Source organism: Acinetobacter sp. 3657, from assembly GCF_031456775.1.
Lineage (GTDB): Bacteria > Pseudomonadota > Gammaproteobacteria > Pseudomonadales > Moraxellaceae > Acinetobacter.
The window spans coordinates 409,304-433,505 of the sequence record NZ_JAVDVH010000001.1; the positions used below are offsets into that span (position 1 = coordinate 409,304).

A 24,202-nucleotide genomic window follows, 5' to 3' on the forward strand; every position below is an offset into this window, starting at 1 on the left:
TATTACTAATTATCAAGATGTTAAAAAACTCACGATGCAACCATCGTGAGTTTTTTATGTAGATATGCCGCTTGCACGTCTAATTATTTCTTTGACTGTTTTTCTTTTAACAATAAATAAGCAGGTGTCGATTTCTTTGCTTGTCGACGCAGCATCATTTTGATGTAGAGCACGATTGCAAAACAGGCTGTTGCCACCGTGAGCATCAGGCTATTCATATAGCTCATCATCGAGCTGACATAACCAATAGTCGCAAGACGACGTTGCATTCGTTCAACTTGCGTGCTTGATTCAATGCCTGTGATAGCCCATGTACATAAATGTTCACAGTTGTTAATAATTAAGTGATAATGATTTTCATGCATGCGTGAGCGCATCCGACGTACCACAGCTTTGGCTTTATAGCGGGGGGCAGGATAGTTTCGTATATAAATGACTTTATTCCGTGCGAAACGTTGTAATGAGGTCATTTCGATTGGATGCTTTTTAAAAATATGGGCAAAACCTGAATAATGAATGACTCGCCCACGACCTGCATAAATCCCATGATGACTGTACCCAAAGTGTTTAACAATGAGATGCGCACCGAGTGGGTAATGTGGATGTTTTTGCTGCATACTGATACGAGGCTTTTGCATTTACGCAACTATTCTAATCAAAAAAGGTGGAGCAATCGAGTATATTTATGCACAGATGTAGCAGAATATGTGTCGAGGCTGTATTCACTTTTTGAACGCGATAAGCAGTGCTATAAATATAAACTTTGATTGATAATAATACGCGGAATTTAGATGGGAAAAAGACTTTTGATAGGACTGCTCATTTTCGTTGTGCCCATGGCACATGCAATGCAGCATCAAACGATCGATACGGATCATGTGACTTATGATGTAATCAAGGTAAAGGATCTCAGTCAGCTTGAGCTTTATTTAAAAAATCCTCAAACGAATCGTTATTATCAGAAGTTTTCAAATATTCAACATGAGTTGCCCAAATGCGCACAACTTAACTTTGCAATGAATGCAGGGATGTACCACGCTGATTTTCAGCCAGTGGGGCTTTATGTAGAACAAGGGCAACAGCTTTCTAAGCTCAATCAAGCGAATGGGGTTGGTAATTTCTTTATGCAACCGAATGGTGTGTTGGCTTGGAATCATCAGCAAGCCATAATCAAAACCACACAAGACTATAAACAACAAGGATTTAAAGCTTTGTATGCAACACAGTCAGGACCAATGTTGATTTATAATGGAGAAATCAATCGCAGGTTTTTAGTCGATTCTAATTCTTTAAAGATAAGAAATGGTGTCGGCATTAAAAATAATCAGTTGTATTTTGTGATTTCTCGGCAGCGAGTTAGTTTTTATCAATTTGCGCAATTTTTTAAACAACAATTAAAAATAGATCATGCTTTGTATTTGGATGGTTCAATTTCCAGTCTATATTCAGTATCAACCAAACAGCATGATAAAGCGTTTAATTTGGGACCGATTGTAGCGGAAGTGGATCGTAGTACGTGTAAATAAATCCCTAGTCTCTTTTGTGTAAAGAGACTAGGGTGAGACTTTTATTGAATTGGGGGATTGATCATTTCAAGAAGTTCTTTACGCGTATAACCTCGAGAAATGAGCACTTTTTTGATGCCTTTAACGACATCTTCATCAGTGGCTTTTACCAAAGCATTGAGTAGTTGTTCATCCGATTTACGTGAACAATCATTCTCGACGCAAGCGGTTTGATTTTTGTGTTCATTATACTGTTGTTCAGCAGAGAACAGTTTTTCCCAAAAACTCATAGAGCCTTTCTTATCGAAACTAACATAGCTCGAAATATAACCAATCTAAAATAAAATACAAGCCTTAAGCAGTGATAAAAGCAGCAGTTAGACTCAAATTTTTCCGATGGATATAGATGAGATCAACGAAATTATGACAGCTTAATGACTTGATCTTTATAGAAAACTATATTTTGTTTTAAAAATCAATTAAAAAATAAGGAGTTATTAGACTCCTTATTTTGTAGTGTTACATAGACATAATTTGTTTAAATTTTTTCGAGTAAAACACCTGATTCAACATGGTGAGTGAAAGGGAATTGATCGAACATTGCAAACTTGGTTATTCGATGTGTTTGAGCCAAAGTTTTTAAATTGTCATGTAAGGTATCGGGGTTACAAGAGATATAAATAATACGTTCAAAACCTTGTAGTAATTTTAGGGTTTCATCATCAATCCCTGCACGTGGTGGATCTACGAAAACGGTGTCAAAATTATAGCCTTGAATATCAATATTTGCTTCTTGCAAGCGTCTAAATTCACGTTCGCCTTGATAGGCTTGGGTGAATTCTTCAGCAGATAAACGTGCGACTTGAATATTTTCAATTTGGTTTTGTTCGATATTCCATTGCGCTGCATATACAGAAGACTTGGCAAGTTCTGTTGCTAGGACACGATTAAACTTCAAAGAAAGTGGTAGGGTGAAGTTGCCGTTGCCACAGTACAGTTCTAAAAGGTCTTTTTGAGCGCCTTCCGCAGCGTTACATGCCCACTCAAGCATATGCTGGCAAACTTGAGCATTTGGTTGAGTAAAGCTACTTTCAATTTGTTTGTATTTAAACGGTCGTCCATGTACCTTGAGTTGCTCAACGACATAGTCATCACCAATAATGACTTTTTGACCGCGACTACGACCCATAATTTTAATATTGAGCTTTTCAGCTAAAACTTTCGCAGCAACTTCCCAATCTGCATCTAATTTACGATGATAAATCAGTGTAACCAACATTTCTCCACTCAATGTTGAGAGAAAGTCAGCTTCAAAAATACGTTGAGATAAAATTGGGGTTGCTTTTAATTCTTGTAGTAATTGTGGCATTAATTCATTAATACTACGATCCGCAATCGGAAAATCATCGACACGAATCACGTCTTTTTGTTTACCGTCTTCAGCACGTTCAAACATGGCATAGAACAAATCGTCTTCTGTATGCCAAAGGCGAAACTCGGCGCGCATACGAAAATGTTGTGCAGGTGATTGAAACACTTCTAAAGCAGGTGGGTTGAACGAAGCAAATTGTGTGGTGATTCGTTCAACTTTCTCTTGAAGCTGCTGTTGATAAGATACGGTCATAACTAGCAAAAATACAAAACAAATTTAGCTGTGAATGGTATCAAAAAAGCTGTGCGAGGTGCAGGGGAATTATAACAATCAGTGGTTTACTTTTAATTATTTTGATTAAGTACTTGTTGGATGAAGTTGGTTTTTATATCGCGGTATTGGTCTTGTGATAAACCGATACATTGCTGCTTTAGTTGATTATATTCCTGAACCAGATGAGATGATTCTCTTAATCTATCTCGGAAAACTAGAAAATTTTGGAATTCCGATCCATTCGTTACAATCTGAAGCGCGACATCATCATCTAATGACTCCAACATACAAAGATCATCGGTGCGTAACGTATTAAGCTTTTCTCTAAAGTTGAGTCTCTGAAGCTGGTTAATTGTATCTAAGAAATATTTTGCTGGAACTTCAACATAAATGTCTAAATCACCTTTAGAAATTGTATGAGGGATTGCAGATGAACCAATATGCTCGACGATTGCGTAAGGTGTAAGTTGCAATATTTGGACTTTATATTTTTCAAAAAGTTGTTGGCAGCGTTGTTGATATTGATCTGCTGGAAAGAATTGCATCTAAAATTTCTCATTTTTATGAATGGATTTAAGTCTAGCAAAGTAATAAAAAACCCGAACCATGTAAACATGATTCGGGCTAGGAGATTGAGGACTAAAACTAGTCTTCAGATAAAGTCATCAAACTTGCATTACCGCCTGCTGCCGCAGTATTTACGCTAATGGCACGTTCGATGACGAGGCGTTCTAGAGGAATCTGTTCATCTGCTTGGAGATGAGTAATACCCACGATTGCTCCAGAACGGTTCGCAATTTTGTGTTGTAAGGTTTGTAGTTGATCAACTGAACCTTGATGCAATACGGCATCAAAGTGATCTGTTTCAACACGCGCAATGACTTTAATTGCGGCTAACACTTCTTTTGGTAGAGAAGCTTGGTGCTTAGCCAAGAATACGTTGTCTTTCAACACTGCTGCTGAACTACCTACCGCAAAAATTGCGAGAAGCTGTTGTAACTGACCACGTTCATCATCGGCGATAGAAAGCACGCGATGACGAGGTAAGATGATGTATTGATTACTCTCACCAGTAGGGCCTTGTAACTCGTAGAACTTGCCCACACCAAATGCAGGAATGGTTGTTATGGCTTGAGGCATATTTTGATTCGCCCAAGACAACAAGTTTTGGTAAGCAACATTCGACACGGCATCAAAATTTGAAATTTCAGCTTTCATTGCAAATGGCGTTGCCAAAACTTTCTCAGAACAATGTTCCATCAGGCGGTACATATAAAGGGGACCACCAGCTTTTGGACCTGTACCTGATAGACCTTCACCACCAAATGGTTGCACGCCTACGACAGCACCAACGATGTTACGGTTGATGTATAAGTTACCCACTTCAGCACGTTGGATCACGGTATTAATTGTTTCATCAATACGTGTGTGCAGACCCATGGTTAAGCCGTAGCCTTTTGCATTAATACGATCAATTAATTGCTCAAGTTCACCATATTTATAAGTGATGATATGCAATACAGGACCAAAGACTTCACGCTCTAAGTCATCAAGGTTTGGTAATTCAATCGCTGTAGGTGGAACAAACGTACCTTGCGCAAGTGCTTGTTGACTAGCGGCATCATTAAACATCAATTGATGAACAGGGTAGCCCTTAGATTTCATCTTTTGGATATGAGTATCAATTGTTTGTTTTGCTTCTTGATCAATCACAGGACCAATGTCAGTTTTCAAGATAGCAGGATGACCTACGATCAACTGTTTCATTGCACCTTTCAGCATTTGGATGACGGTCGCAGCACTATCTTCTTGTACACATAAGATACGAAGTGCAGAACAGCGTTGACCCGCACTGTCAAATGCAGAGCTTACAACATCTAAAACAACTTGCTCAGTAAGTGCAGAAGAATCTACGATCATCGCATTTTGACCACCCGTTTCCGCGATTAACGGAATTGGTTGCCCATTTGCTGATAAACGTTTAGCGACAGTCTTTTGCAAGATTTTTGCAACTTCAGTCGAGCCAGTGAACATGATGCCTTGAATGCGATCATCTTGGCTGAGTTGTGCACCAACTGTTTCACCACGGCCTGGAAGAAGTTGAACGACACCGTATGGTACGCCAGCTTCCCATAAAATTTGTACGGCTTGAGCTGCGATGAGAGGAGTTTGTTCCGCAGGTTTTGCAATCACACAGTTACCGCTGACCAATGCTGCCGCAATTTGACCAGAGAAAATCGCAAGTGGGAAGTTCCAAGGGCTGATACACAGTACCGTACCCAATGGTTTTACTTGCGCATTTACAGGTAAGTTTTCAATTTGAGTCGCATAGTAACGCAAGAAATCTACAGCTTCACGAACTTCGGCAATCGCATTGGCATAGGTCTTGCCACTTTCACGGCAAAGTAGAACCATAAGCTCTTGGATACGTGCTTCCATCAAATCAGCAGCACGTTTTAAGCATGCAGCACGTTCTACTTTATCTGTTACAGACCAACTTTTTTGTGCTTGTATGGCAGCTTCTAAAGCAAGCTGTACGTCAGCACTAGTCGCTTCATTAACATGACCCACAACTTCACTGTTTTGTGCAGGGTTTGTAATTGCAATCGAATTACCAATGTCGTGAACAGTCGATTCAAAGCCAAGTAGTGGTGCACTTTTCCAAACGTGATGACGTAGTTTTTGTGCCGTTGCATCTAAATCTGCTAATGGTTGATCGTTGTTTAAATCAAAACCATTCGAGTTTGGACGTAATGGATATAAATCGTGTGGAAGTGGGATCGCAGGGTGTTTTAAACCTAACTGACCTTCTTCTTTTGCCGCAGTTTGGATATCTTTGATTGGAGACTGAATGAGGTCTTCAACTTTTAAAGTTTTGTCTGCAATACGGTTTACGAATGATGTGTTTGCACCATTTTCCAATAAACGACGAACTAAATAAGCCAATAATGTTTCATGGTTACCCACTGGCGCGTAAACACGACATGGAATACCCAGTTTATTGTCTGCTTTTGAGCCAACCACTTGCTCGTACAATGGCTCACCCATACCGTGTAAGCATTGGAACTCGTACTGACCCGGATAATATTTGCTTGGGTCTGCAAGCGTGTAGATCGTTGCAAGTGACTGTGCATTGTGTGTTGCAAACTGAGGATACACTTGCTCAGGTGCAGCCAGTAATTTTTTCGCACAAGCGATGTATGACAAATCCGTGTGAACTTTACGGGTAAACACTGGATAATCAGTCATCCCATCAATTTGCGCTTTCTTGATTTCGCTATCCCAATATGCACCTTTCACCAAACGAATCATTAAACGTTTGTTACTGCGTTTTGCAAGATCAACAATATAATCAACCACGTAGAAACAACGTTTTTGATAAGCCTGAATCACGAAACCAATACCTTTCCAGTCGGCAAGTTTTGGTTCAAAACATAAACGCTCAAGCAATTCGAGTGAGATTTCCAAGCGTTCAGATTCTTCGGCATCGATGTTTAAACCGATGTCGTAGTGTTTTGCTAGACAAGCAAGTTCAAATACTTTGTTGTAAAGTTCATGGTGAACACGGTCGATTTGCGCACGTTGGTAACGAGGGTGTAGTGCAGAAAGCTTGATCGAGATACCCGGACCTTCATAAACACCACGACCATTAGATGCTTTACCAATCGCATGAATTGCTTGAGTGTAATCATCATAATAGCGTTCAGCATCATGATCAGTCAGTGCTGCTTCACCAAGCATATCGTACGAGTAGCGGAAACCTTTGTGTTCTAGTGGCTTAGCATGTTCAAGCGCTTCTTCAATAGTTTCACCAGTGACAAACTGTTCGCCCATCATACGCATGGCAACGTCAACCGCTTTACGGATGATGCCACGTCCACTACGGGCTAGAAGTCCTGTTAACACGCTAGATAAACTGGTTTGTTTCGGCGTTTCCATTAACTTGCCCGTTAACATCAAACCCCAAGCAGCAGCATTTACAAACATCAGGTTACTTTGACCGAGATGCTCTTTCCAGTTGCCTTGGTTGATTTTGTCGCGGATCAACAAATCACGGGTTGCTGTATCTGGAATACGAAGCAATGCTTCTGCCAAACACATGAGCGCAACACCTTCTTGAGAAGAAAGTGAAAATTCTTGTAGTAAACCTTGAACAATACCTGCTTTACCAGCCGAGCTTTTACGTTCACGTAAATTATGCGCAAGGTTGAAAGCCAGTTCATAAATTTTTTGATCGAGATCAGGAGAGATATTTGCCGCTTCAGCAAGTTCTGCTACTGATTCAGGTTCTGCACGTCGCCAAGCAGTATTAATACTTTGCTCAAACTCACTTTTTTCTTTAAATTCGGTGATATAACCACCGTTGTCGTGAGCCGTGTCCATTTGTGCGTGGGTATCCAATTTATTCATTGCTAAATTCCGATAACAATACTCTATTGAGTACAGAGGTTTAGATAATTTATAATTACAGAATAAAACCCGAATAACTCACTATAATTGACCCATTTTTTAGAGGAAAACTCAGTTGGATAGCCCTATTTATACATTGGATCGTACTGATTTGAAAATTCTGGATATTCTTCAAACAGATGGGAGGATTTCGAATAGTAAATTAGCTGAGTTAGTGAATCTGTCACCAACGGCCGTGATGGCGCGTGTGCAGAAATTGACGAAAGATGAATTTATCTTGGGTTATGAGGCAAAGCTTAATCCCAATAAGCTCAATGCAAGTTTTTTGGTTTTTGTTGAAGTGCTGCTAGATAAAACTACGCCAAATGTATTGGAGGATTTTATTGACGCAGTCACGCAATATCAAGAAATCGTCGAATGTCATATGGTCAGTGGCGGCTTTGATTTTTTAATCAAGTTGCGTAGTGCTGGAATGGAAGAATTTCGGCGTATTGCGGGTCAGATTTTATGGCAATTACCGGGCGTAAAAGAAACGCGAAGTTATCCTGTGATGCAGGTCATTAAGGACAGTTCTAAAATAAAAATCAAATCCAGAAGTAAATTTTAAATCAAAAAAAGGGGCTCTTAAGCCCCTTAAATTTTATCTAAAATGATTATTTCATTTCTCTTGCGTAAATCTCATCAGCTTGTTCAAAGCGACTTGTTACATTTGAGTTTGGTGCCTTACCAAGTAAGCTCACCACAACGATACTGATCAATGCGAAAAGGAAACCAGGGATAATTTCATAGATGCCTGTATCGCCAAAGAAGTTTTTCCAAACGATAACCGTCACAGCGCCGACGATCATACCTGTCAACGCACCGTTCAAGGTCATACGTTTCCAGAACAATGAAAGAATAATCAGTGGACCAAATGCAGCACCAAAGCCCGCCCAAGCATAAGCAACTAAGCCGAGGACTTTACTTTCTGGGTTTTGTGCCAAGAGCAGTGCAAGCATAGCGACAGCAAATACCATTGCACGACCAATCCAAATCAATTCTTTTTGCGAAGCATTTTTACGGATCAAGCCTTTGTACAAATCCTCTGTCAATGCACTTGAGCAGACCAATAATTGACAACTCAATGTACTCATTACCGCAGATAAAATTGCGGCAAGGACGATACCAACCACCCAAGGATTGAATAAGATCTTGGTCAGTTCCATGAACACAGTTTCAGGGTTTGCAGTTACTGCTGCTGCAAGTTCTGGATGTTGTTGGAAATATGCGATACCAACAAAACCTGAACCAACTGCACCCGCTAAACATAAAATCATCCATGTCATACCGATACGACGAGCAGCAGGGATTGATTTAACTGAGTCGACCGCCATAAAACGAACGAGGATATGTGGTTGCCCGAAATAGCCTAAGCCCCAAGCAGCTGCTGAAAGTATCGCGACTAAGCTTAAATTCGAAGCAAAGTCATAAGCATGAGGACGTGCAGTTTCAACTAAAGCAGTAAATTGAGCAGCGCCTGCATCCAACGAGAGATAGGTGATGATCGGGAGTAGTAGTAATGCAAAAATCATCAAGCCTGCTTGGAAGGTGTCGGTCCAACTGATTGCCAAAAACCCACCAATACAAACATAACCAATTGTTGCAAATGCGCCTAACATCAAGGCTGTGCCATACGGTAATTCGAACAATGTTTCAAACAAACGTGCACCAGCGACCATGCCAGAAGCACAATAAATCGCGAAGAAGACCAAAATAATCAATGCGGATGTTACGCGTAAGATTTTTTTCTGATCATCAAAACGACCTGTAAAATAATCAGGTAGGGTGAGGGCATTATTCTGCACTTCGGTATGTACACGTAACCGTCCTGCAACGAGGTACCAGTTGAGCCACGCACCAATAATCAAACCGATCGCGATCCATGATTCAGATAGTCCAGCCAGATAAATTGCGCCAGGTAAACCCATGAGTAGCCAGCCACTCATGTCCGATGCACCCGCCGATAAAGCGGTGACAAAACTACCTAAACTTCGTCCTCCAAGAATATAATCATCAAGACTTTTGGTAGAAAAATAGGCGTATAAACCTATACCCAACATGGCAATAATATATACCACGAACACAACAACAGTGGGATTAGAGAAATTCATAATGGATGCTCATCCTTATATATCCATAACGGTACAATCCCATCTGAATAGCCCAAAAATGATTTACTATTCTAATAAGATTGATAAGGTGACAGATTCAAGCACGATTGTTTTTTGAAACACTGTAATAGACGTGTATGTTATTTGTATTCTTTGTGTAAATCAATATAGGTGGTTGAATATTAGGCTTTTAATTTAAAATAACGAGTGATTTTGGATAAAAATTTAGCTTTATCTATAAATAAATAAGTAAATAATTTTGGAAATTTACAAAAAAGACGCTTAGATGATCAAAATATGGTATTGAAGGAGTGATATATAGCTGGAATATATGAAATATAAAGTTACAAAGGTGGGGATTCAGAGAAATTCCCTTATAAAAAGCAGCGAATATTAAGCAGTTTTGCCAATGAAACGGTATTTTCTACCCATTTACAGTCGCAAAGTGAAGAAATCTTGCCTTAAAAAAATTGTGCTTAGAAGTAGGTGCAATTTCAATTGATTTTGAATTCTAATGAAAAAGCCTAGTTTAATTTAAACAAGGCTTTTTGATAGATCAGTCTATATAAAGGCTTATAGACCTGATTCGTATTCTTCATTTGATAGAAGTTTTTCAACATCAGCCATATTGTCTGGTTTGATCTTATAGATCCAACCTTTGCCGTATGGATCTTCATTGACAAAATCAGGATCATCTTCAAGATCAGTATTTACTTCAACGACTGTGCCTGAAACAGGTGCGTGAATATCTGAAGCGGTTTTTACAGACTCAACAATACCCGCTTGTTCTGTTGCAGTGACTTGGCTATCAAGTTCAGGTGTTTCCACATAGACTAAATCACCCAACTCATCTTGTGCATGGTCAGTAATCCCTGTCACAACTAAGTCGCCTTCAATTCTTACCCACTCATGTGTACGCGCATACTTCAAATCTACTGGATGATTCATGACAACTCCTTAATAATCCATCTCATCATTTTTATTTCGTTTTATACAGGGTTTTGATTAAAAACAAAAGTTTTATCAATTAAGCCCGATATTACAAATACGGATCTTTACGCCAGTTACTTGGACTACGACCACTCCAGCGTTTAAAAGCACGGCTAAAATTTGCAACATCAGAATAACCTAATTCATCAGCAATTTGTTCTAGGCTATAGTCTGTTCGTGAAAGTAGGGAAGTTGCATGACGATAGCGCACTTCATCCACCAAGGTTGAAAATGATGTTCCTTCCGCTGCAAGCTGACGTTTCAATGTGCGATCTGACATATGTAAACGATCAGCCACATTTTCGATACTCAGATAGTGCTGTTCAGAGTTGGTCAGAATATCACGGACACGCATCGCTAAACGGCGACGTTCACCCAAAGCAGATAACTCAGTTTCACACTGGTTAATCGCAATTTGGCTGGCAATAGGATCTGCATTGACCATTTTCAAGCCTAGATATTTTTTATCAAAACTTGATATCAAATGTGGCTGATTAAAGCGAACCGTACTGGTCAATTTGTCACGATACTTATCAAACCCATCTGGTTCGGGGAAATCTAAATCAACTTCACCACTTAAGTCCTCGATTCCAGTCAAAGCTTTAGCCATGGTCATAATACCGATGGTTAGCCCTAGAATAATCTCAGTTCGCAAAGGCTCAACTTGAATGTCACATTGTAGTTGTAACGTTGCTTTAGGGCCAAAAGTAGAAAAATAAAGTTGAAGAAAGGGTAGACGCAATTGAATAAAACGGCTCGCAAGTGCAATCGCATCAGTGATGTCATGGGCGGTCATAATTGCATAACCAATAAAGCCATGAATCGAGATACGCATTTGCGTACCTAAATGAAAGCCAAGTGTACTTTCACCGGTGAGGCGTAAAGCATGCTTTACCAATTCATTGGCAATCGGCGTTGGAATTCGATAGTTTGGATCAGCCAGTTGTTCGCTCGTTAAGTGAAACGGAGCAAATAAAGTTTCATCGCTATAGCCCCAGCGTGAAACAACATCTAATAACAATAAGCCATAGACGCCTGGTATTCCTTGATCTTGTCGAGTTGAGGTCGTTTTCATGTGCTATCCGTGGCGGCTCATCGATCTTTACAAGTACTTTTCAAACATCTTTGCATGAAATAAAAGAATGAATCATAAAAATTGTTGGACAAGAGAGTCACCTAATCCTCAAAAATCAAGTTGGTTTTCTAAAGACCATAATTTTGGTTGTAGATATTAATAGCACATCGCCGTGTTGGTTCAAAGCTTGTGTGACATAGCTAACGATACCACGATCAAGTTTAGTTTTAGAGGGCACAATGGCGGTAATTTCAACATCGACATGGATTTTGTCACCAACACGGGTGGGACGGGGCCAGCGTAGACTAGATTCAGTACCCAATAACCCGCCTGCGATTGGGAAACACTCAGTCCATAAACGCATCACCACAGCGGAAGTATGCCATCCACTAGCGGCTAACCCTTGAAAGATAGGGTGCTGTGCTGCCGCCTCTGCATCTAAATGGAAAGGCTGAGGGTCAAATTGACCTGCAAATTGTTTAACTTCCTCAAGGGTTATTTCATATTCACGACTGATGAAACGATCACCAATATTCAAATCTTCTAAATACAACATTATTCGGTGTCCTGAGTCACTCTTTGTTCAACTAAAAAGCCACCTGTTTGGCGTTTCCAAAGTTGGGCATACAAACCATCATTCGCTATCAGTTCTTCATGTGTACCTTGCTCAGCAATTCTGCCTTGATCAAGGACGATGAGACGGTCCATTTGTGCAATAGTAGATAAACGATGCGCAATTGCAATGACCGTTTTGCCAACCATTAAGTCATTTAAACTAGATTGGATCGCGGCTTCAACTTCAGAGTCAAGTGCACTGGTGGCTTCATCCAAAACCAGAATAGGGGCATCTTTAAGAAAAACACGCGAAATGGCAATACGTTGACGTTGACCACCAGAAAGTTTTACACCACGCTCACCGACATAGGCATCAAATCCGACACGACCTTTTTGGTCACTCAGTTGAGGAATAAACTCTTCAGCACGAGCTTTTCTCACCGCTTGTTGAATTTCGGCCTCACTCGCATTTGGACGACCATATTTAATATTCTCTGCCACTGTACGATGCAAGAGAGAGGTATCTTGTGTCACTAATGCGATGTTGGCACGTAAACTATCTTGGGTCACGTTTTGGATATCTTGTCCATCAATCAAAATACGGCCCTGATTAATCGGGTAGAAATGCAGTAGTAGTTGAATTAATGTCGATTTACCAGCGCCAGAACGCCCCACAATACCGATTTTTTCGCCGGGTTTGATGGTTAAATTAAAGTGATCAATCACATTTTTCTGATTATAAGCAAAACTCACATTTTCAAAACGAATTTCACCCTGTTGAACTTTTAATTCAGTGGCATCTTGTTTGTCTTGGATTTGAATTGGTTTACCTAAAGTCTTCATACCATCTTGAATGGTACCGACATTTTCAAAGAGCATGGTGATATGCCACATGATAAATTCAGCTAGGCTATCAAGCTTCAATACCATGGCAGTTGTTGCGGCTATTACACCGATCGCGGCTTGACCTTGAGTCCATAACCAAACAGAAGTTCCAATAACACCAATAAAAAGAAAAGCACTCAGCAGGCGAATACTAATTTGGTATTTCACACCTAAACGCATTTGCTTATAAACAGTCTCCATAAATTCTTTCATGGATTCTTTGGCATACTGGCTTTCACGGCCTGCATGTGCAAATAGTTTTACGGTTTGAATATTGGTGTAGGCATCTGTGATACGGCCTGTCATGATAGATCGTGCATCTGCTTGCGCTTGAGATACTTTGCCTAAACGTGGGATAAAATAACTGGCAATCGCAATAAACAACACTAACCATATAATTAAGGGAACGATCAAAATAGGCGATATAGAGCCAAGCACAATACTGATGGTAATAAAATAAATAACCACATAAACCAGCATATCGCCAAGAATCATCCAAAATTCGCGTACAGCTAACGCTGTTTGCATTACTTTGGCTGAAAGACGTCCTGCAAAGTCAGTGTGGAAAAAATCTAAGCTTTGTTGTAATAATAAATTATGAAAGCGCCAACGCATACGCATTGGAAAATTACTAAACAAAACTTGATGTTTAATAATAGCTTGAATGCTAACAAAGAAAATATTGGCAAATAATATACTGATTAGAATGGTCAGATTTTGCTGATTGGTCGCAAAAAATGTATTGGGTTGACTGTTGCTCAGCCAATCGACCAATTTACCGATATAAGAAAAGAACAATGCTTCAAAACAAGCTGCTGCGGCTGTGCAGGCGACCAGTAAGAATAAATAGGGACGAATGCCTTGCGTCGCTTTCCAGACAAATGCAAAGAAAGTGGTGGGTAATGGTTTGTTTAAGTCTTTGCTTGGATATGGGTCGACTAATTTCTCAAACCATCGCAGCATTGTTTCTTCCTCTAAGTTTAAAAAAGTATAAACATATCGTTATTATAGGATAGCAGAAAATTAATGTAATAAATGTGAAAAGTGAAATTGTACGCATTCTAACGAGCTTGAAGTTGATTGAAATTTATTATTGTCTAATATGAAAAACTAATGAAATATAACACTTGAGAAATATGACATGAAAAAACAATTTGAACACCAACAAGATTCTAATCTCATTATTGAAACTTCATTGATTGATCGTTTTCACCCTAAATACTGGCGGATTGATGGCCCACAAACCATGTCTTTTGCGATCACCAATTATCAGAATGGCTTTGAAGCACTATTTCGATCTCGCACCACGACTGATCTAGCAGGTATTGTCTGGGATTCTCATGATGCTAAAGACCATACATTTCTCGCATACGAGACTAAGTACGATTACTCAGGGGTGATTTGGGATTTTGATATTGAATTATCTGCTTCAATGCCAACCCTTAATCATGAAACACTTACACCTACTTTGACGGTCCATTACCATGATCATGGTGAAGATAAGGTGGCTTATATTGTTTTGTTTAATTATGCCAACCAACCCACGGCTCGATCAGCACATATTCAGATCAATTGGGACACAGTAAGAGCAGGTTTCTCAGCCACAGACCATTTCCCGGTCACCAATATTCAGCGGATTTCCTTTTCTGCTTATACAACCACATATAATGGACATTCAACACTTCCACTGGCTCAAGCTGAAGATGGTTATATCCGCATATTCAACTCTATCACCACAGGGCCAAATGCAAAGCTGACTTTAAATCGAGTATCTGTGCCACCGCATCATTATGGTATCTGTACCAGTTATGATGACCACTATGATTTAAACCCTCAGCGGCTGGTTGATAATATGAAAGCTTTGGGCTATCACGGCTTTATGAATCATTATTGTGGTATGTCCAAATATCCAGAGTTAATTTGGAAAAATGATCTGAATAAGTGGCAAATTCCAGATACGCTTATGACATTTGAAGATGTGGTGAATCCATGTACGCGGATATGGCATGAGCATTTTGCACAAGCACTACATGATGCAGATATGCAGCCAGTATTTGGTGTGAGTTTTGAAATGTACTCATTGGGTGCAAATGAGTTTTGGGCGCAGCGAGATTGGAATAGCAATCTAGGTCGTACGGGTTATGAACCCCCGAGTTATTTTTTTAGTCCATGTGATCAAAATGCACTAGCCTATCTACATAAAGCATTTATCGAGTTTGCAGATATGATGGCAATAGGTGGGTGTGAGGTAAATATGCAAATTGGTGAGCCGTGGTGGTGGTATAACCAAGGCACAGATCTACCTTGTATTTATGATTTTCCGACTAAACTTGCCTTTAATGCTGATACTGGATTATATGCACCAGACTTAGGAACAATTTATGATGCTGTGCATAAAACAGGTACGCCGTATGATGAGTTCAAAACGTGGTTAAGAAATAAGTTGGGTCAGACATGTCAGGACATCCGTGCTGTGATCAAAGCAAAATATCCAAGTGCTCTAGTCTGTCCATTAATTTTCTTTCCCACGATTCGAACACCAATAGAAACTCTTGCGACGGACATTAACTATCCACGCGAACATTATGCTTATCCTCATTTTGATTACATGATGACTGAAGCCTATGATTGGCTTTTAGAGGCAAAATTAGAGTTGGCACATCAGGCTGTGGCAGAGATACCGACTCAAGATCTTCATTATCCAATTGATAAAGTTGCTTATTTATCGGGATTTGTTCCTGATCCATCTATTGCACATCTCTATGGATTTGACGCTAGCAAAGCGTATCAAGTACACATCTGGCAGCGAATTTTTGGCGATATGCAGAACAATGATCCACTAGGACTGATGAAGCAGTTTATTTGGGCATATCCGCAAGTGATGTTGGATTCAATTACCATTGATATCGGGCAAGCGCCAAACGGCTTCTTTGTAGGGGAAGTCTTTTATTCCCCAATTGCTGATGATACTCCGTATCCTCCTGAAATTTATTTATAAGAGAGTCAATTAAAAAGCCTTCATATAAAGGCTTTTTAATCATCATTTACCGATCGCATAGTAAAAAATAATAGTGTGCACTTTGCTACTTGTTTTAAGTTTGAACAGGGCTATCTATTTGAAAAACCAGATGATGGGAGGGGGTGATGCAAAGTTTTAGTACAGCGATATGATGAGCGGTCACAATAAAGCGATAATAATACTAGAACTATGCTTATAAAACGGCAATAATTGTGATGTGCTTCACGATTATATGGATGTTAAATGTTAAAAAAAGTCGGCAATTTAAGTGTTTGTTTGTTGTTCATCGCAAGTATATTTTTTCTTATTCGTGGTGCTCCATCTATTGATATCGTTTTAATTACTATTTCACTAGCCTTGATGATGGCAGCATATTTGTTGGCGTCGGAATTTAATTTGAATCTACTTAAGTGGACCAAATGATTTTATAAAATTTGAACATTTTTAAAATAGATAACTAGAGAAAATAGGCTTAAGTATAGCTATACCTAGTTGTCGCTATAAAATTTTTATCTATACCTCGATGGCTTGAGAGTTCTGTGTCTGTCCATTTATTTGGGTCGGGTGAGAACTTCAAGCCATTGCAGTTTTTATGCGTATTGATTTAAGTGAGCTTTTCAGTGCTTGCTTGTTGTCTAAATGCTTGTAAATCATGTCCTGATGGTGCTTGATAAATTCTTAAACCAAACTCAGGAACAATAGCAATTAGATGATCGAAAATATCAGATTGAATTGCCTCATAAGATGCCCATGCAATCGTGTTGGTAAATGCATAAATCTCTAAAGGTAAGCCCTCACTTGTTGGTTGTAACTGGCGAACCAAAATTGTTTGATTTTGGGCAATCCCGTGGTGCTGACGTAAGTAGAACTCAACATAAGCCCGAAACGTTCCCAAGTTGGTTAAACGTCTCTGGTTATATCGAGAATGATTGGTTAAATGATTATTGAACTCCTCAATTTCAGATTTCTTTGCATCAAGATATTGATCTAACAGTAAAAAGTCTTTGAGTTTTTGCTGTTCTTCATCACTCATAAAATGTACGCTACTTTGATCAAGAAAAAGTGAGCGCTTCATACGACGACAACCTGAGTTGCTCATTCCGCGCCAATTCCGAAAGGTATCCGTTACTAGCTTATTGGTTGGAATGGTGGTGAAGGTTTTATCAAAGTTCTGAACAGTCACGGTATGTAATGACATATCAATGACGTCACCATCAGCATTTAAAGACGGCATTTCAATCCAGTCGCCGATACGAACCATATCGTAAGATGTGATTTGTACACTGGCGACCAAAGAAAGAATCGTGTTTTGGAACACCAGCATTAATACCGCTGCCATTGCCCCGAAACCAGCAAGTAAGGTGAAGACATCTCTTTTAAGGAAAGTACCTAAAATTAATAGCCCACAAACCACAAACAAGACCAACTTAACCAGTTGCAAATAACCTTTGATGGGTTTATTTCTTGATTTAGGGTTACGCTGATAGACGAGGTTGAAGATGTTGAGCGCTTCACTGATCGAGAGTGCGATAGTGAGGAAAATAAAGGCCTGAGCACCCATTTGCACAAGGCTGATTACTTTCTCTGGGAGATGTGGGACTGAGGAGATCCCATTCATAATCACAATTGCAGGCACGATATTGGCAAAACGACGAGTCACACTATGCTGTGAGAAGATCGCTTGATTTGGAGATTTAAACTTAGTGATTAAATGGCGTATACCACGAACAATAATTCTTTTCGCAATGAAATTTGCCAGTGCTGCGAATAAAATTAGAACGATCAGAGCAAGTAGCATTTCAAGCCAAGGAAAATGGCTTAATTCAGCTCTAATATCGCGTATAAAATTTAAATAATCCAAAACCCAAACACCTTAAAATTCTTTAATAGCGAATTGTAAGCTGTAATAGGGCTTTAGTTATTTTTAATCACAGTTTATATACGATCTGTAAGGCGTTTTTACAGAGTCAAATGATTTACCACATCAAATCATCAGGAATGACATAGGCTGCGTATGGATCTTCTTCATCTGTAGTCTGACTATTGTTATTTTCAGTATTGTTGTTGACTAAGATGAATCCTTGCATTTTCTGGTCAATCTTCTCGGCTAATTCTTTAGGAAGACAAGCATAACTGTCTTGATCTTTTGCAATGACTAGAGAGCCAGAGACCAGTGCGTTATAAACTTGTTGAGCAAGGTAGATTTTCTTAATCTTATTTTCGTCAATAAATTGATAAGCAATATCGCCTTCGGTTTGCTGTACTTTGTGCTGTTTGATCATTTGGATAATTGAAGCTTTTAGGGCTTTTTCTTCCAAAATTCGTTGCTTTTCTGAGTTTAGTGCTTGGTCTTTGGCTAATTTTTCTTGCTTTGCGCGATCTATATCCGCTTTGAATGTTGCATCATCATTCTGCCCAGTACGTTGTTCATGTTGCACTTGTTTGGTTAATTTTTTCGCTTTTTTATTGTCGACCAAACCCGCTTTTAATAACTGAGCCTGCAATGCATTTTTAACCATGATTCAATCCAAATTTAAGTTTGATGAAGAACGAAAATAATAAATCCAATATGCCATACTCATCGCTAAGCTTAAAGCCGTTGGGATAAGAAAGGTTTGTAAGTTTAAATATGGATACAGCACACTCGCAATGAGTCCGCCTGCTAAAAATCCAGTAAAGATGAGTAAGTGTAGCAAAATACGCCGTCTTTCGACTGTTAACCCACGTGCTTTGTAGCCGAGCGCTAAGCCAATATCGGTTAATACACCAGATAAATGGGTGGTACGAATAATCGCGCCTTTATAGTGGCTGACCATTGCATTTTGTACGCCCATCGCTACGCAGGCCCAGAGTAAGCCATAGCGAGGAAAATAGGGGATGAGCAACCACGTTAAAAACAGAAAAATGGCGACTAAGCTCAGTGGAAATCCATAATGTCGCCCTAGCGCAAGATTGCCATTTCCAAGAATTAGACCACTATAAAATGAGCCAACTACAAAGCATATTACCACTAAGCCAAGGTAAATCAGATGATCTGGTTGCCAATCGAGTACATTCATCGCCAGTAAGCTGACATTACCGGTCATATGAGAAACGGATTGGTGCAGGAGAGTGAATAAACCCAAAACGTTCACCATCCCTGCATTCAATGCCAATAAAAAAGCACCCAGTTGAATCCAATTTGGTAAACGTTGAAGTGGCATATAAACCTATGAGTCTAGACGGTCTCTGAAATCTACAGCAGCAGTGAATAAAACATCTGTTGATGAGTTGAGTGCTGTCTCGGTTGAATCTTGCAATACACTAATGATCATACCAATTGCGACAACCTGCATAGCAACTTCTGTTGATATACCAAACAAGCTACAAGCAACGGGGATAAGCAATAATGAACCACCTGCTACGCCAGATGCACCACAAGCAGATATTGCTGCAACAACAGACAAAATAATCATTGTGCTGAGATCGACTTGAATACCGAGCGTATTTACAGCAGCGAGTGTTAATACCGTCACGGTAACGGCAGCACCCGCCATGTTAATTGTAGCACCAAGTGGAATGGAAACACCTGCAGTTGCTTCATTGACACCTAAACGTCGTGCAAGGTCTAAGTTCACAGGAATATTTGCAGCTGAACTACGCGTAAAGAAGGCAGTAATCCCACTTTCTTTCAAACAGATAAACACGAGCGGATAGGGATTGGCGCGCATTGTAATCGCAACAAGAATTGGATTGATCACCAGCGCAACAAAAATCATTGTGCCGATCAATACCATCAATAAATGTGCATAGCTTGTCAACGTTGCAAAACCAGCTTCAGCAAAGGTCACTGCAACTAAGCCAAAAATACCGACTGGCGCAAAACTAATCACGATATGAATGATTTTATTCACAGCATTGGAAACATCGGTTAATACTTGTTTTGTTGATTCAGAACTGTGGCGCAGTGCTAAACCTAAACCAATTGCCCAAGCCAAGATACCAATAAAATTAGCATCACTGATTGCCTGTACAGGGTTGGCAATAAAGCTAAGCAGTAAGTTCTTTAAGATCTCAGCAAGATTACCAGGTGCTTGTAATTCAGACTGGGCCGCGATGTTCAAAAAAAGCTGACTAGGGAACATGATGCTTGCAATGACAGCACTAAATGCAGCGAACAGCATGCCGAGTACATACAAGGTCATGACAGGTCTTAAATTAGAATTTTGACCCACTTGAAAGTTTGCAATTGAAGAAAGTACGAGTACAAAAACTAAAATTGGTGCAACAGATTTCAAGGCCTTAATAAATAACTCACCTAATAAACTTAGATAAGGTGTGAAAGTAGGGAATAGCAATGCCACGCCAATCCCTAAAAAAATAGCGATAATAATTTTGCTAACTAAACTTAAGCGAGACAATACATTAAACATATGAAGGCCTTATAAACCTATGCACGATTTAAGGTTAAACAAGCGCCGTATTCTATACCTAAGCGCTGTGAATATTAAAATTTTTTTTACTACCGCATTACTTTAAAAATACTGTAAAAAATAACGTAATGTTTTTTAAAAGTATTTTATATAAATATACGATATCCTTTTGAGCGAAAAAACAGCTATAAAGTTTTTGTTTCGGCTTGAGGTTGAGGGGAAAGCGCTTGTATTGCTTGGTAGTGTGATAGAAATATTCGGCCATTCAACTCCTTTACCAGCTCGGATTTGGACAGCTTATCGATTACTGGTCCTTTTACTTCTGAGAGGTGCAGCTGGATCTGTAATTGTGATAATTCTTGGTTTAGATCTTTCAACATTTCCAGTGCACTGAGGTCAATATTACTGATACTTGAGCAATTGATGACGACATGTTGTATCTGTGGGTTTTGGCTAAGCTCAGTAATCACATGACCTTTCAAAATATGTGCATTTAAAAAACTAAGATTTTCATCAACACGAAATGCCACAACGTTTGGTGTTGTTATGACATCATATCGCGACACATTTCTAAAGTGCTGAGTGCCTTCGATTAAACCAATCACTGCAATATGTGGACGGCTAATTCGCCAGAGTAATAAGATAAAAGTTAAAACAATACCAATAATAAGCCCAGTCGAAATATCAATGCAGGTCACACCCAAGAACGTTGCCCACATCGCAAGACCATCCGCTTTTGAATATCGCCATGTATCAATAAAAGGTGTCAGTGTGACAAGTTTCCATATTGAAACAAAAATGGTGGCAGCTAAAACGGCTAAAGGTAGATTTTCAAATAGACCTGTAAAATATAAGCTTACGAGGATCATTAATAATGAAGAAAGCACACCAGAGATCGGCGTTTTTGCACCTGCATCAGCATTGACCACCGTTCTAGATAAACTGCCTGAAACAGCAAAGCCTGAATTTATACCTGCTGCAATATTTGCCAAACCTAATGCGATCAACTCTTGATTGCTGTTTAAATCATCACGCTTTTGCAAAGCAGTTGCTTGGGCTATTGCCAAGGACTCAATAAAACTAATCATTGCAATCATAAAAGCACTAGGGAGTAGCTGTTGAACCAAAGTCAAGTTCCATGTTGGAAAATGAAAACTTGGTAAAGCAGAGGGAATCGCTCCAACAGTTTGAATACCATAGTGATCTCCCCCTAAGGCAGAAATAAACACGATTGATAAGAGTAGAAGCAGTAGAGGAATAATTTTATTTATAAAATGAGATTGAATAAACTTGGGCAATAAAATGAGTATGCCAATCGCTGTAATTCCAGAACCGAGATTTGTAAGACTTATCTTATCGAAGTGTTGAGATAGACTAACAAAAAACTCAGGGATATTATTTGCTTGCAAGGGGATATCGAGTAAAAACTTGAATTGCCCGAGTGCGATCAATAATGCAGATGCAATGATGAAGCTTTGAATAACGGGATGGCTAATCAATTGAATTAAAAAACCAAAACGAAATAGACCTAAAATGAGTGATATCACACCCACTAAGACCGCCAAAAGACAAGCAGCTTCTATATAGGCTGCTGAACCAACTGTAAAGAGTGGGTTTAATGCTGCGAAAACCATCATGGAAATAATGGCAACAGGACCAATCGACAGTGTGGAGCTACTGCCCGTAAATGCATAGATGATCATCGGCAATATACTGGCGTATATTCCCATGACTGGTGGCAAGCCCGCCAACATGGCATAAGCCATACCTTGAGGAACAAGCATAGCCAAAACAATTAAAGCGGCAGTTAAATCAGACCTAAAACTGGGGAGCTGATAGTTGCGTAACCATTTTCTTGCAGGAAACAGTACAGAGAGGCCTTGATTTAACTTTTTCATGTCTAACATTTTAAAGCATAAATTCGTATATATTATGCAGAAAAAATGCTAAAGAAACGAGTGCTTGTTTTCCCTATGATTGTTCTGGTTTTGGGCAATAATGCTCATACAAGGTATTCAAGATGATATTTAGCTTTGGATCAAGAATTGAATAAAAAATTTGTTTGCCATCACGACGTGTAGAAACAACATTGCTTTTGCGTAGCATCATCAATTGTTGTGAAAGGGTGGGTTGAACAATGTTTGTGAGTTCAGCAATTTGTGTGACGTTAAGTTCTTTTTGAGTTAAATGACACAAAATAATCAACCGATCAGTATTTGCTAGAGATTTGAGTACATTAACAACATTACCCGCAGATGCTCTCATCGCTTCAATTTCAAGATTTTTTTGCATATTTCACTCGTCACCAGAAAACCGACCCAAGTATAAGATGGGTAATAGAAAGAATTGTTGTAAAACTGAATAATCACAATGGTTTTTAATGACAAGGTATATAAGCAAAAGTTATAAGCATAAGCAATTATGTTAATGATTTAGCTTTTTTTTTAATAAATGTCGACTAATTAACATTTGATGGTTGCGAGGCAAAATAGAATCAAAAATCATGTCTATGAGGTATGATTTTTAAAGTTTACTACACAATAAAATTAAGTGATTAATATAACTAATGAATATTAAAAAAAGTTAAAAATTGATTGTACTTCAAATAAAAGTGTATACAATTGGGCTTAGGACAGAAGAATCTGTCTGCATAAAAAGGATCGGAACTGTGAAAACACGACCGCCAGAGGGTAATAATAGTTATTATTAACTAAATTTAGACGCAAGCGTGAGCCAGAAAAAAAATTATAAATCACGCTTTATTTTTTTATTCAATTATTTCATTACTTTATATAGTTATCCCTTTACTGGTAAAGGGATAAGATTATTTATGCAAGTGTTTGTTCAAAGTTAATCAAGTGTTCAACACGCTTCCAATACTCGTTCATTTCAACAGAGTTTTTATTCACATGCGCTTGAATCGTCATACCGTCTAAAATACTGACAATGAGCGTTGCGAGGTGGATTGGTGTTTGAATTCCTATATTTTCAAGTAAACCTTGAATTAAGGCAGTTAACCAAATTTTATATTGAGTTGCAGGTTCTAAGGTTGAAGGGTAGATTTTGATCACTTCTTCAAGCGCTTTTTGAAACATGCATCCATTAAAATCTTCGGTATTGAACCATGCGGCATACCATTCAAAAATCGTTTTGAGCTGCCCCATATGGTCGGTTGGATCGCCTTTGCTTAAGGCGATGTTTAGCGAAGCTTGGAGATTTTGGTTGCGCTGGATGAGACATTCTTGAATCAGCTTTTCCTTAGATGGAAAATATTTATAGAAAGTCATTTTTGCAACGTTTGACTCGCTGATAATTCGATCGACCCCAACCGAGTTGTAGCTATGCGAGTTAAATAGTCTTAATGCTGTGCTAATAATATCTTCTTTTTTTGACATATAACGCCTCGGGTTCGCTCCCCATCAAGAGCATTTTTTTGCATTTCATTATGCAATTTTGGCGGATATTTTACATGCTATTCAAAAATTATCATAGGGGTAAATAACACTATTTATTTAATTGATTTTTAAATGAGTCACCCATGTGATCAGTTAAAACG

The 24,202-nt window shown here is 39.0% G+C and carries 20 protein-coding genes; 3 read left to right on the top strand and 17 right to left on the bottom strand.

All coding sequences use genetic code 11. The features are described from left to right. Nucleotides 1–83: 83 nt before the first annotated feature. A complete protein-coding gene (locus J2Y37_RS01900; protein ID WP_004670806.1) occupies nucleotides 84–638 on the bottom strand; it encodes a lecithin retinol acyltransferase family protein in 555 nt (184 codons plus the stop codon). A 210-nt stretch (nucleotides 639–848) separates the two neighbouring features. On the opposite strand from J2Y37_RS01900, the gene J2Y37_RS01905 reads away from it, so the two are divergent. Beyond that, a complete protein-coding gene (locus tag J2Y37_RS01905) occupies nucleotides 849–1,526 on the top strand; it encodes a phosphodiester glycosidase family protein (RefSeq protein ID WP_349031665.1) in 678 nt (225 codons plus the stop codon). Nucleotides 1,527–1,567: 41 nt separating this feature from the next. Here the strand turns inward: J2Y37_RS01905 and J2Y37_RS01910 are convergent, their stop codons facing one another. The 4 genes from J2Y37_RS01910 to putA form a co-directional block, all read right to left on the bottom strand. Then, nucleotides 1,568–1,795: a hypothetical protein gene (locus J2Y37_RS01910; RefSeq protein ID WP_004670810.1), complete on the bottom strand. Its 228-nt coding sequence runs from the start codon at nucleotides 1,793–1,795 to the stop codon at nucleotides 1,568–1,570. A 248-nt stretch (nucleotides 1,796–2,043) separates the two neighbouring features. Further along, nucleotides 2,044–3,129 (bottom strand): tRNA (uridine(54)-C5)-methyltransferase TrmA, encoded by a 1,086-nt coding sequence (gene trmA / locus J2Y37_RS01915; protein WP_349031666.1) that lies wholly within the window; start codon nucleotides 3,127–3,129, stop codon nucleotides 2,044–2,046. Between the two features lie 92 nt (nucleotides 3,130–3,221). Continuing rightward, complete coding sequence (locus tag J2Y37_RS01920) at nucleotides 3,222–3,695, bottom strand: GrpB family protein (protein ID WP_349031667.1); 474 nt, start codon at nucleotides 3,693–3,695, stop codon at nucleotides 3,222–3,224. A 100-nt stretch (nucleotides 3,696–3,795) separates the two neighbouring features. Continuing rightward, nucleotides 3,796–7,560 carry a trifunctional transcriptional regulator/proline dehydrogenase/L-glutamate gamma-semialdehyde dehydrogenase gene (gene putA, locus J2Y37_RS01925; RefSeq protein WP_349031668.1) on the bottom strand — a complete coding sequence of 1,255 codons (3,765 nt, stop codon included), beginning with the start codon at nucleotides 7,558–7,560 and terminating at the stop codon, nucleotides 3,796–3,798. 115 nt (nucleotides 7,561–7,675) lie between these two features. On the opposite strand from putA, the gene J2Y37_RS01930 reads away from it, so the two are divergent. Then, nucleotides 7,676–8,167, top strand: coding sequence for an Lrp/AsnC ligand binding domain-containing protein (locus J2Y37_RS01930; protein WP_004670817.1), 492 nt, complete (start codon nucleotides 7,676–7,678; stop codon nucleotides 8,165–8,167). 46 nt (nucleotides 8,168–8,213) lie between these two features. Here the strand turns inward: J2Y37_RS01930 and putP are convergent, their stop codons facing one another. The 5 genes from putP to J2Y37_RS01955 all read right to left on the bottom strand — a co-directional run bounded on the left by putP (nucleotide 8,214) and on the right by J2Y37_RS01955 (nucleotide 14,178). Then, nucleotides 8,214–9,710 carry a sodium/proline symporter PutP gene (putP, locus tag J2Y37_RS01935; RefSeq protein WP_004670819.1) on the bottom strand — a complete coding sequence of 499 codons (1,497 nt, stop codon included), beginning with the start codon at nucleotides 9,708–9,710 and terminating at the stop codon, nucleotides 8,214–8,216. 573 nt (nucleotides 9,711–10,283) lie between these two features. Beyond that, nucleotides 10,284–10,658 (bottom strand): glycine cleavage system protein GcvH, encoded by a 375-nt coding sequence (gcvH, locus tag J2Y37_RS01940; RefSeq protein ID WP_004670821.1) that lies wholly within the window; start codon nucleotides 10,656–10,658, stop codon nucleotides 10,284–10,286. Between the two features lie 91 nt (nucleotides 10,659–10,749). After that, nucleotides 10,750–11,775 carry an AraC family transcriptional regulator gene (locus J2Y37_RS01945; RefSeq protein ID WP_004670823.1) on the bottom strand — a complete coding sequence of 342 codons (1,026 nt, stop codon included), beginning with the start codon at nucleotides 11,773–11,775 and terminating at the stop codon, nucleotides 10,750–10,752. Between the two features lie 115 nt (nucleotides 11,776–11,890). Further along, a complete protein-coding gene (locus J2Y37_RS01950; RefSeq protein ID WP_004670825.1) occupies nucleotides 11,891–12,331 on the bottom strand; it encodes a MaoC family dehydratase in 441 nt (146 codons plus the stop codon). Then, nucleotides 12,331–14,178: an ABC transporter ATP-binding protein gene (locus J2Y37_RS01955; protein ID WP_349031669.1), complete on the bottom strand. Its 1,848-nt coding sequence runs from the start codon at nucleotides 14,176–14,178 to the stop codon at nucleotides 12,331–12,333. Before J2Y37_RS01955 ends, J2Y37_RS01950 begins: the two co-directional genes overlap by 1 nt. 178 nt (nucleotides 14,179–14,356) lie before the next feature. Here J2Y37_RS01955 and J2Y37_RS01960 point away from each other — a divergent pair, with 178 nt between their 5' ends. Beyond that, nucleotides 14,357–16,213, top strand: coding sequence for a hypothetical protein (locus J2Y37_RS01960; protein WP_349031670.1), 1,857 nt, complete (start codon nucleotides 14,357–14,359; stop codon nucleotides 16,211–16,213). A gap of 625 nt (nucleotides 16,214–16,838) precedes the next feature. Here J2Y37_RS01960 and J2Y37_RS01965 read toward each other — a convergent pair. From J2Y37_RS01965 to J2Y37_RS01995, 7 genes are all read right to left on the bottom strand, one after another. Then, nucleotides 16,839–18,095 (bottom strand): mechanosensitive ion channel domain-containing protein, encoded by a 1,257-nt coding sequence (locus tag J2Y37_RS01965; protein WP_241322323.1) that lies wholly within the window; start codon nucleotides 18,093–18,095, stop codon nucleotides 16,839–16,841. A gap of 115 nt (nucleotides 18,096–18,210) precedes the next feature. Further along, nucleotides 18,211–18,753, bottom strand: a complete 543-nt coding sequence (locus tag J2Y37_RS01970) for a DUF2058 domain-containing protein (RefSeq protein WP_349031671.1) — start codon at nucleotides 18,751–18,753, stop codon at nucleotides 18,211–18,213. A 3-nt stretch (nucleotides 18,754–18,756) separates the two neighbouring features. Further along, nucleotides 18,757–19,437 carry a YoaK family protein gene (locus J2Y37_RS01975; RefSeq protein ID WP_004670837.1) on the bottom strand — a complete coding sequence of 227 codons (681 nt, stop codon included), beginning with the start codon at nucleotides 19,435–19,437 and terminating at the stop codon, nucleotides 18,757–18,759. A gap of 6 nt (nucleotides 19,438–19,443) precedes the next feature. Continuing rightward, nucleotides 19,444–20,646: a serine/threonine transporter SstT gene (gene sstT, locus J2Y37_RS01980; protein ID WP_004670840.1), complete on the bottom strand. Its 1,203-nt coding sequence runs from the start codon at nucleotides 20,644–20,646 to the stop codon at nucleotides 19,444–19,446. Nucleotides 20,647–20,831: 185 nt separating this feature from the next. Beyond that, nucleotides 20,832–22,544 carry a sulfate permease gene (gene sulP, locus J2Y37_RS01985; RefSeq protein ID WP_349031672.1) on the bottom strand — a complete coding sequence of 571 codons (1,713 nt, stop codon included), beginning with the start codon at nucleotides 22,542–22,544 and terminating at the stop codon, nucleotides 20,832–20,834. Nucleotides 22,545–22,617: 73 nt separating this feature from the next. Further along, complete coding sequence (locus J2Y37_RS01990) at nucleotides 22,618–22,938, bottom strand: metalloregulator ArsR/SmtB family transcription factor (protein WP_004670843.1); 321 nt, start codon at nucleotides 22,936–22,938, stop codon at nucleotides 22,618–22,620. A gap of 536 nt (nucleotides 22,939–23,474) precedes the next feature. Continuing rightward, nucleotides 23,475–24,041 carry a TetR/AcrR family transcriptional regulator gene (locus J2Y37_RS01995; protein WP_121929240.1) on the bottom strand — a complete coding sequence of 189 codons (567 nt, stop codon included), beginning with the start codon at nucleotides 24,039–24,041 and terminating at the stop codon, nucleotides 23,475–23,477. Between the last annotated feature and the right edge of the window lie 161 nt (nucleotides 24,042–24,202).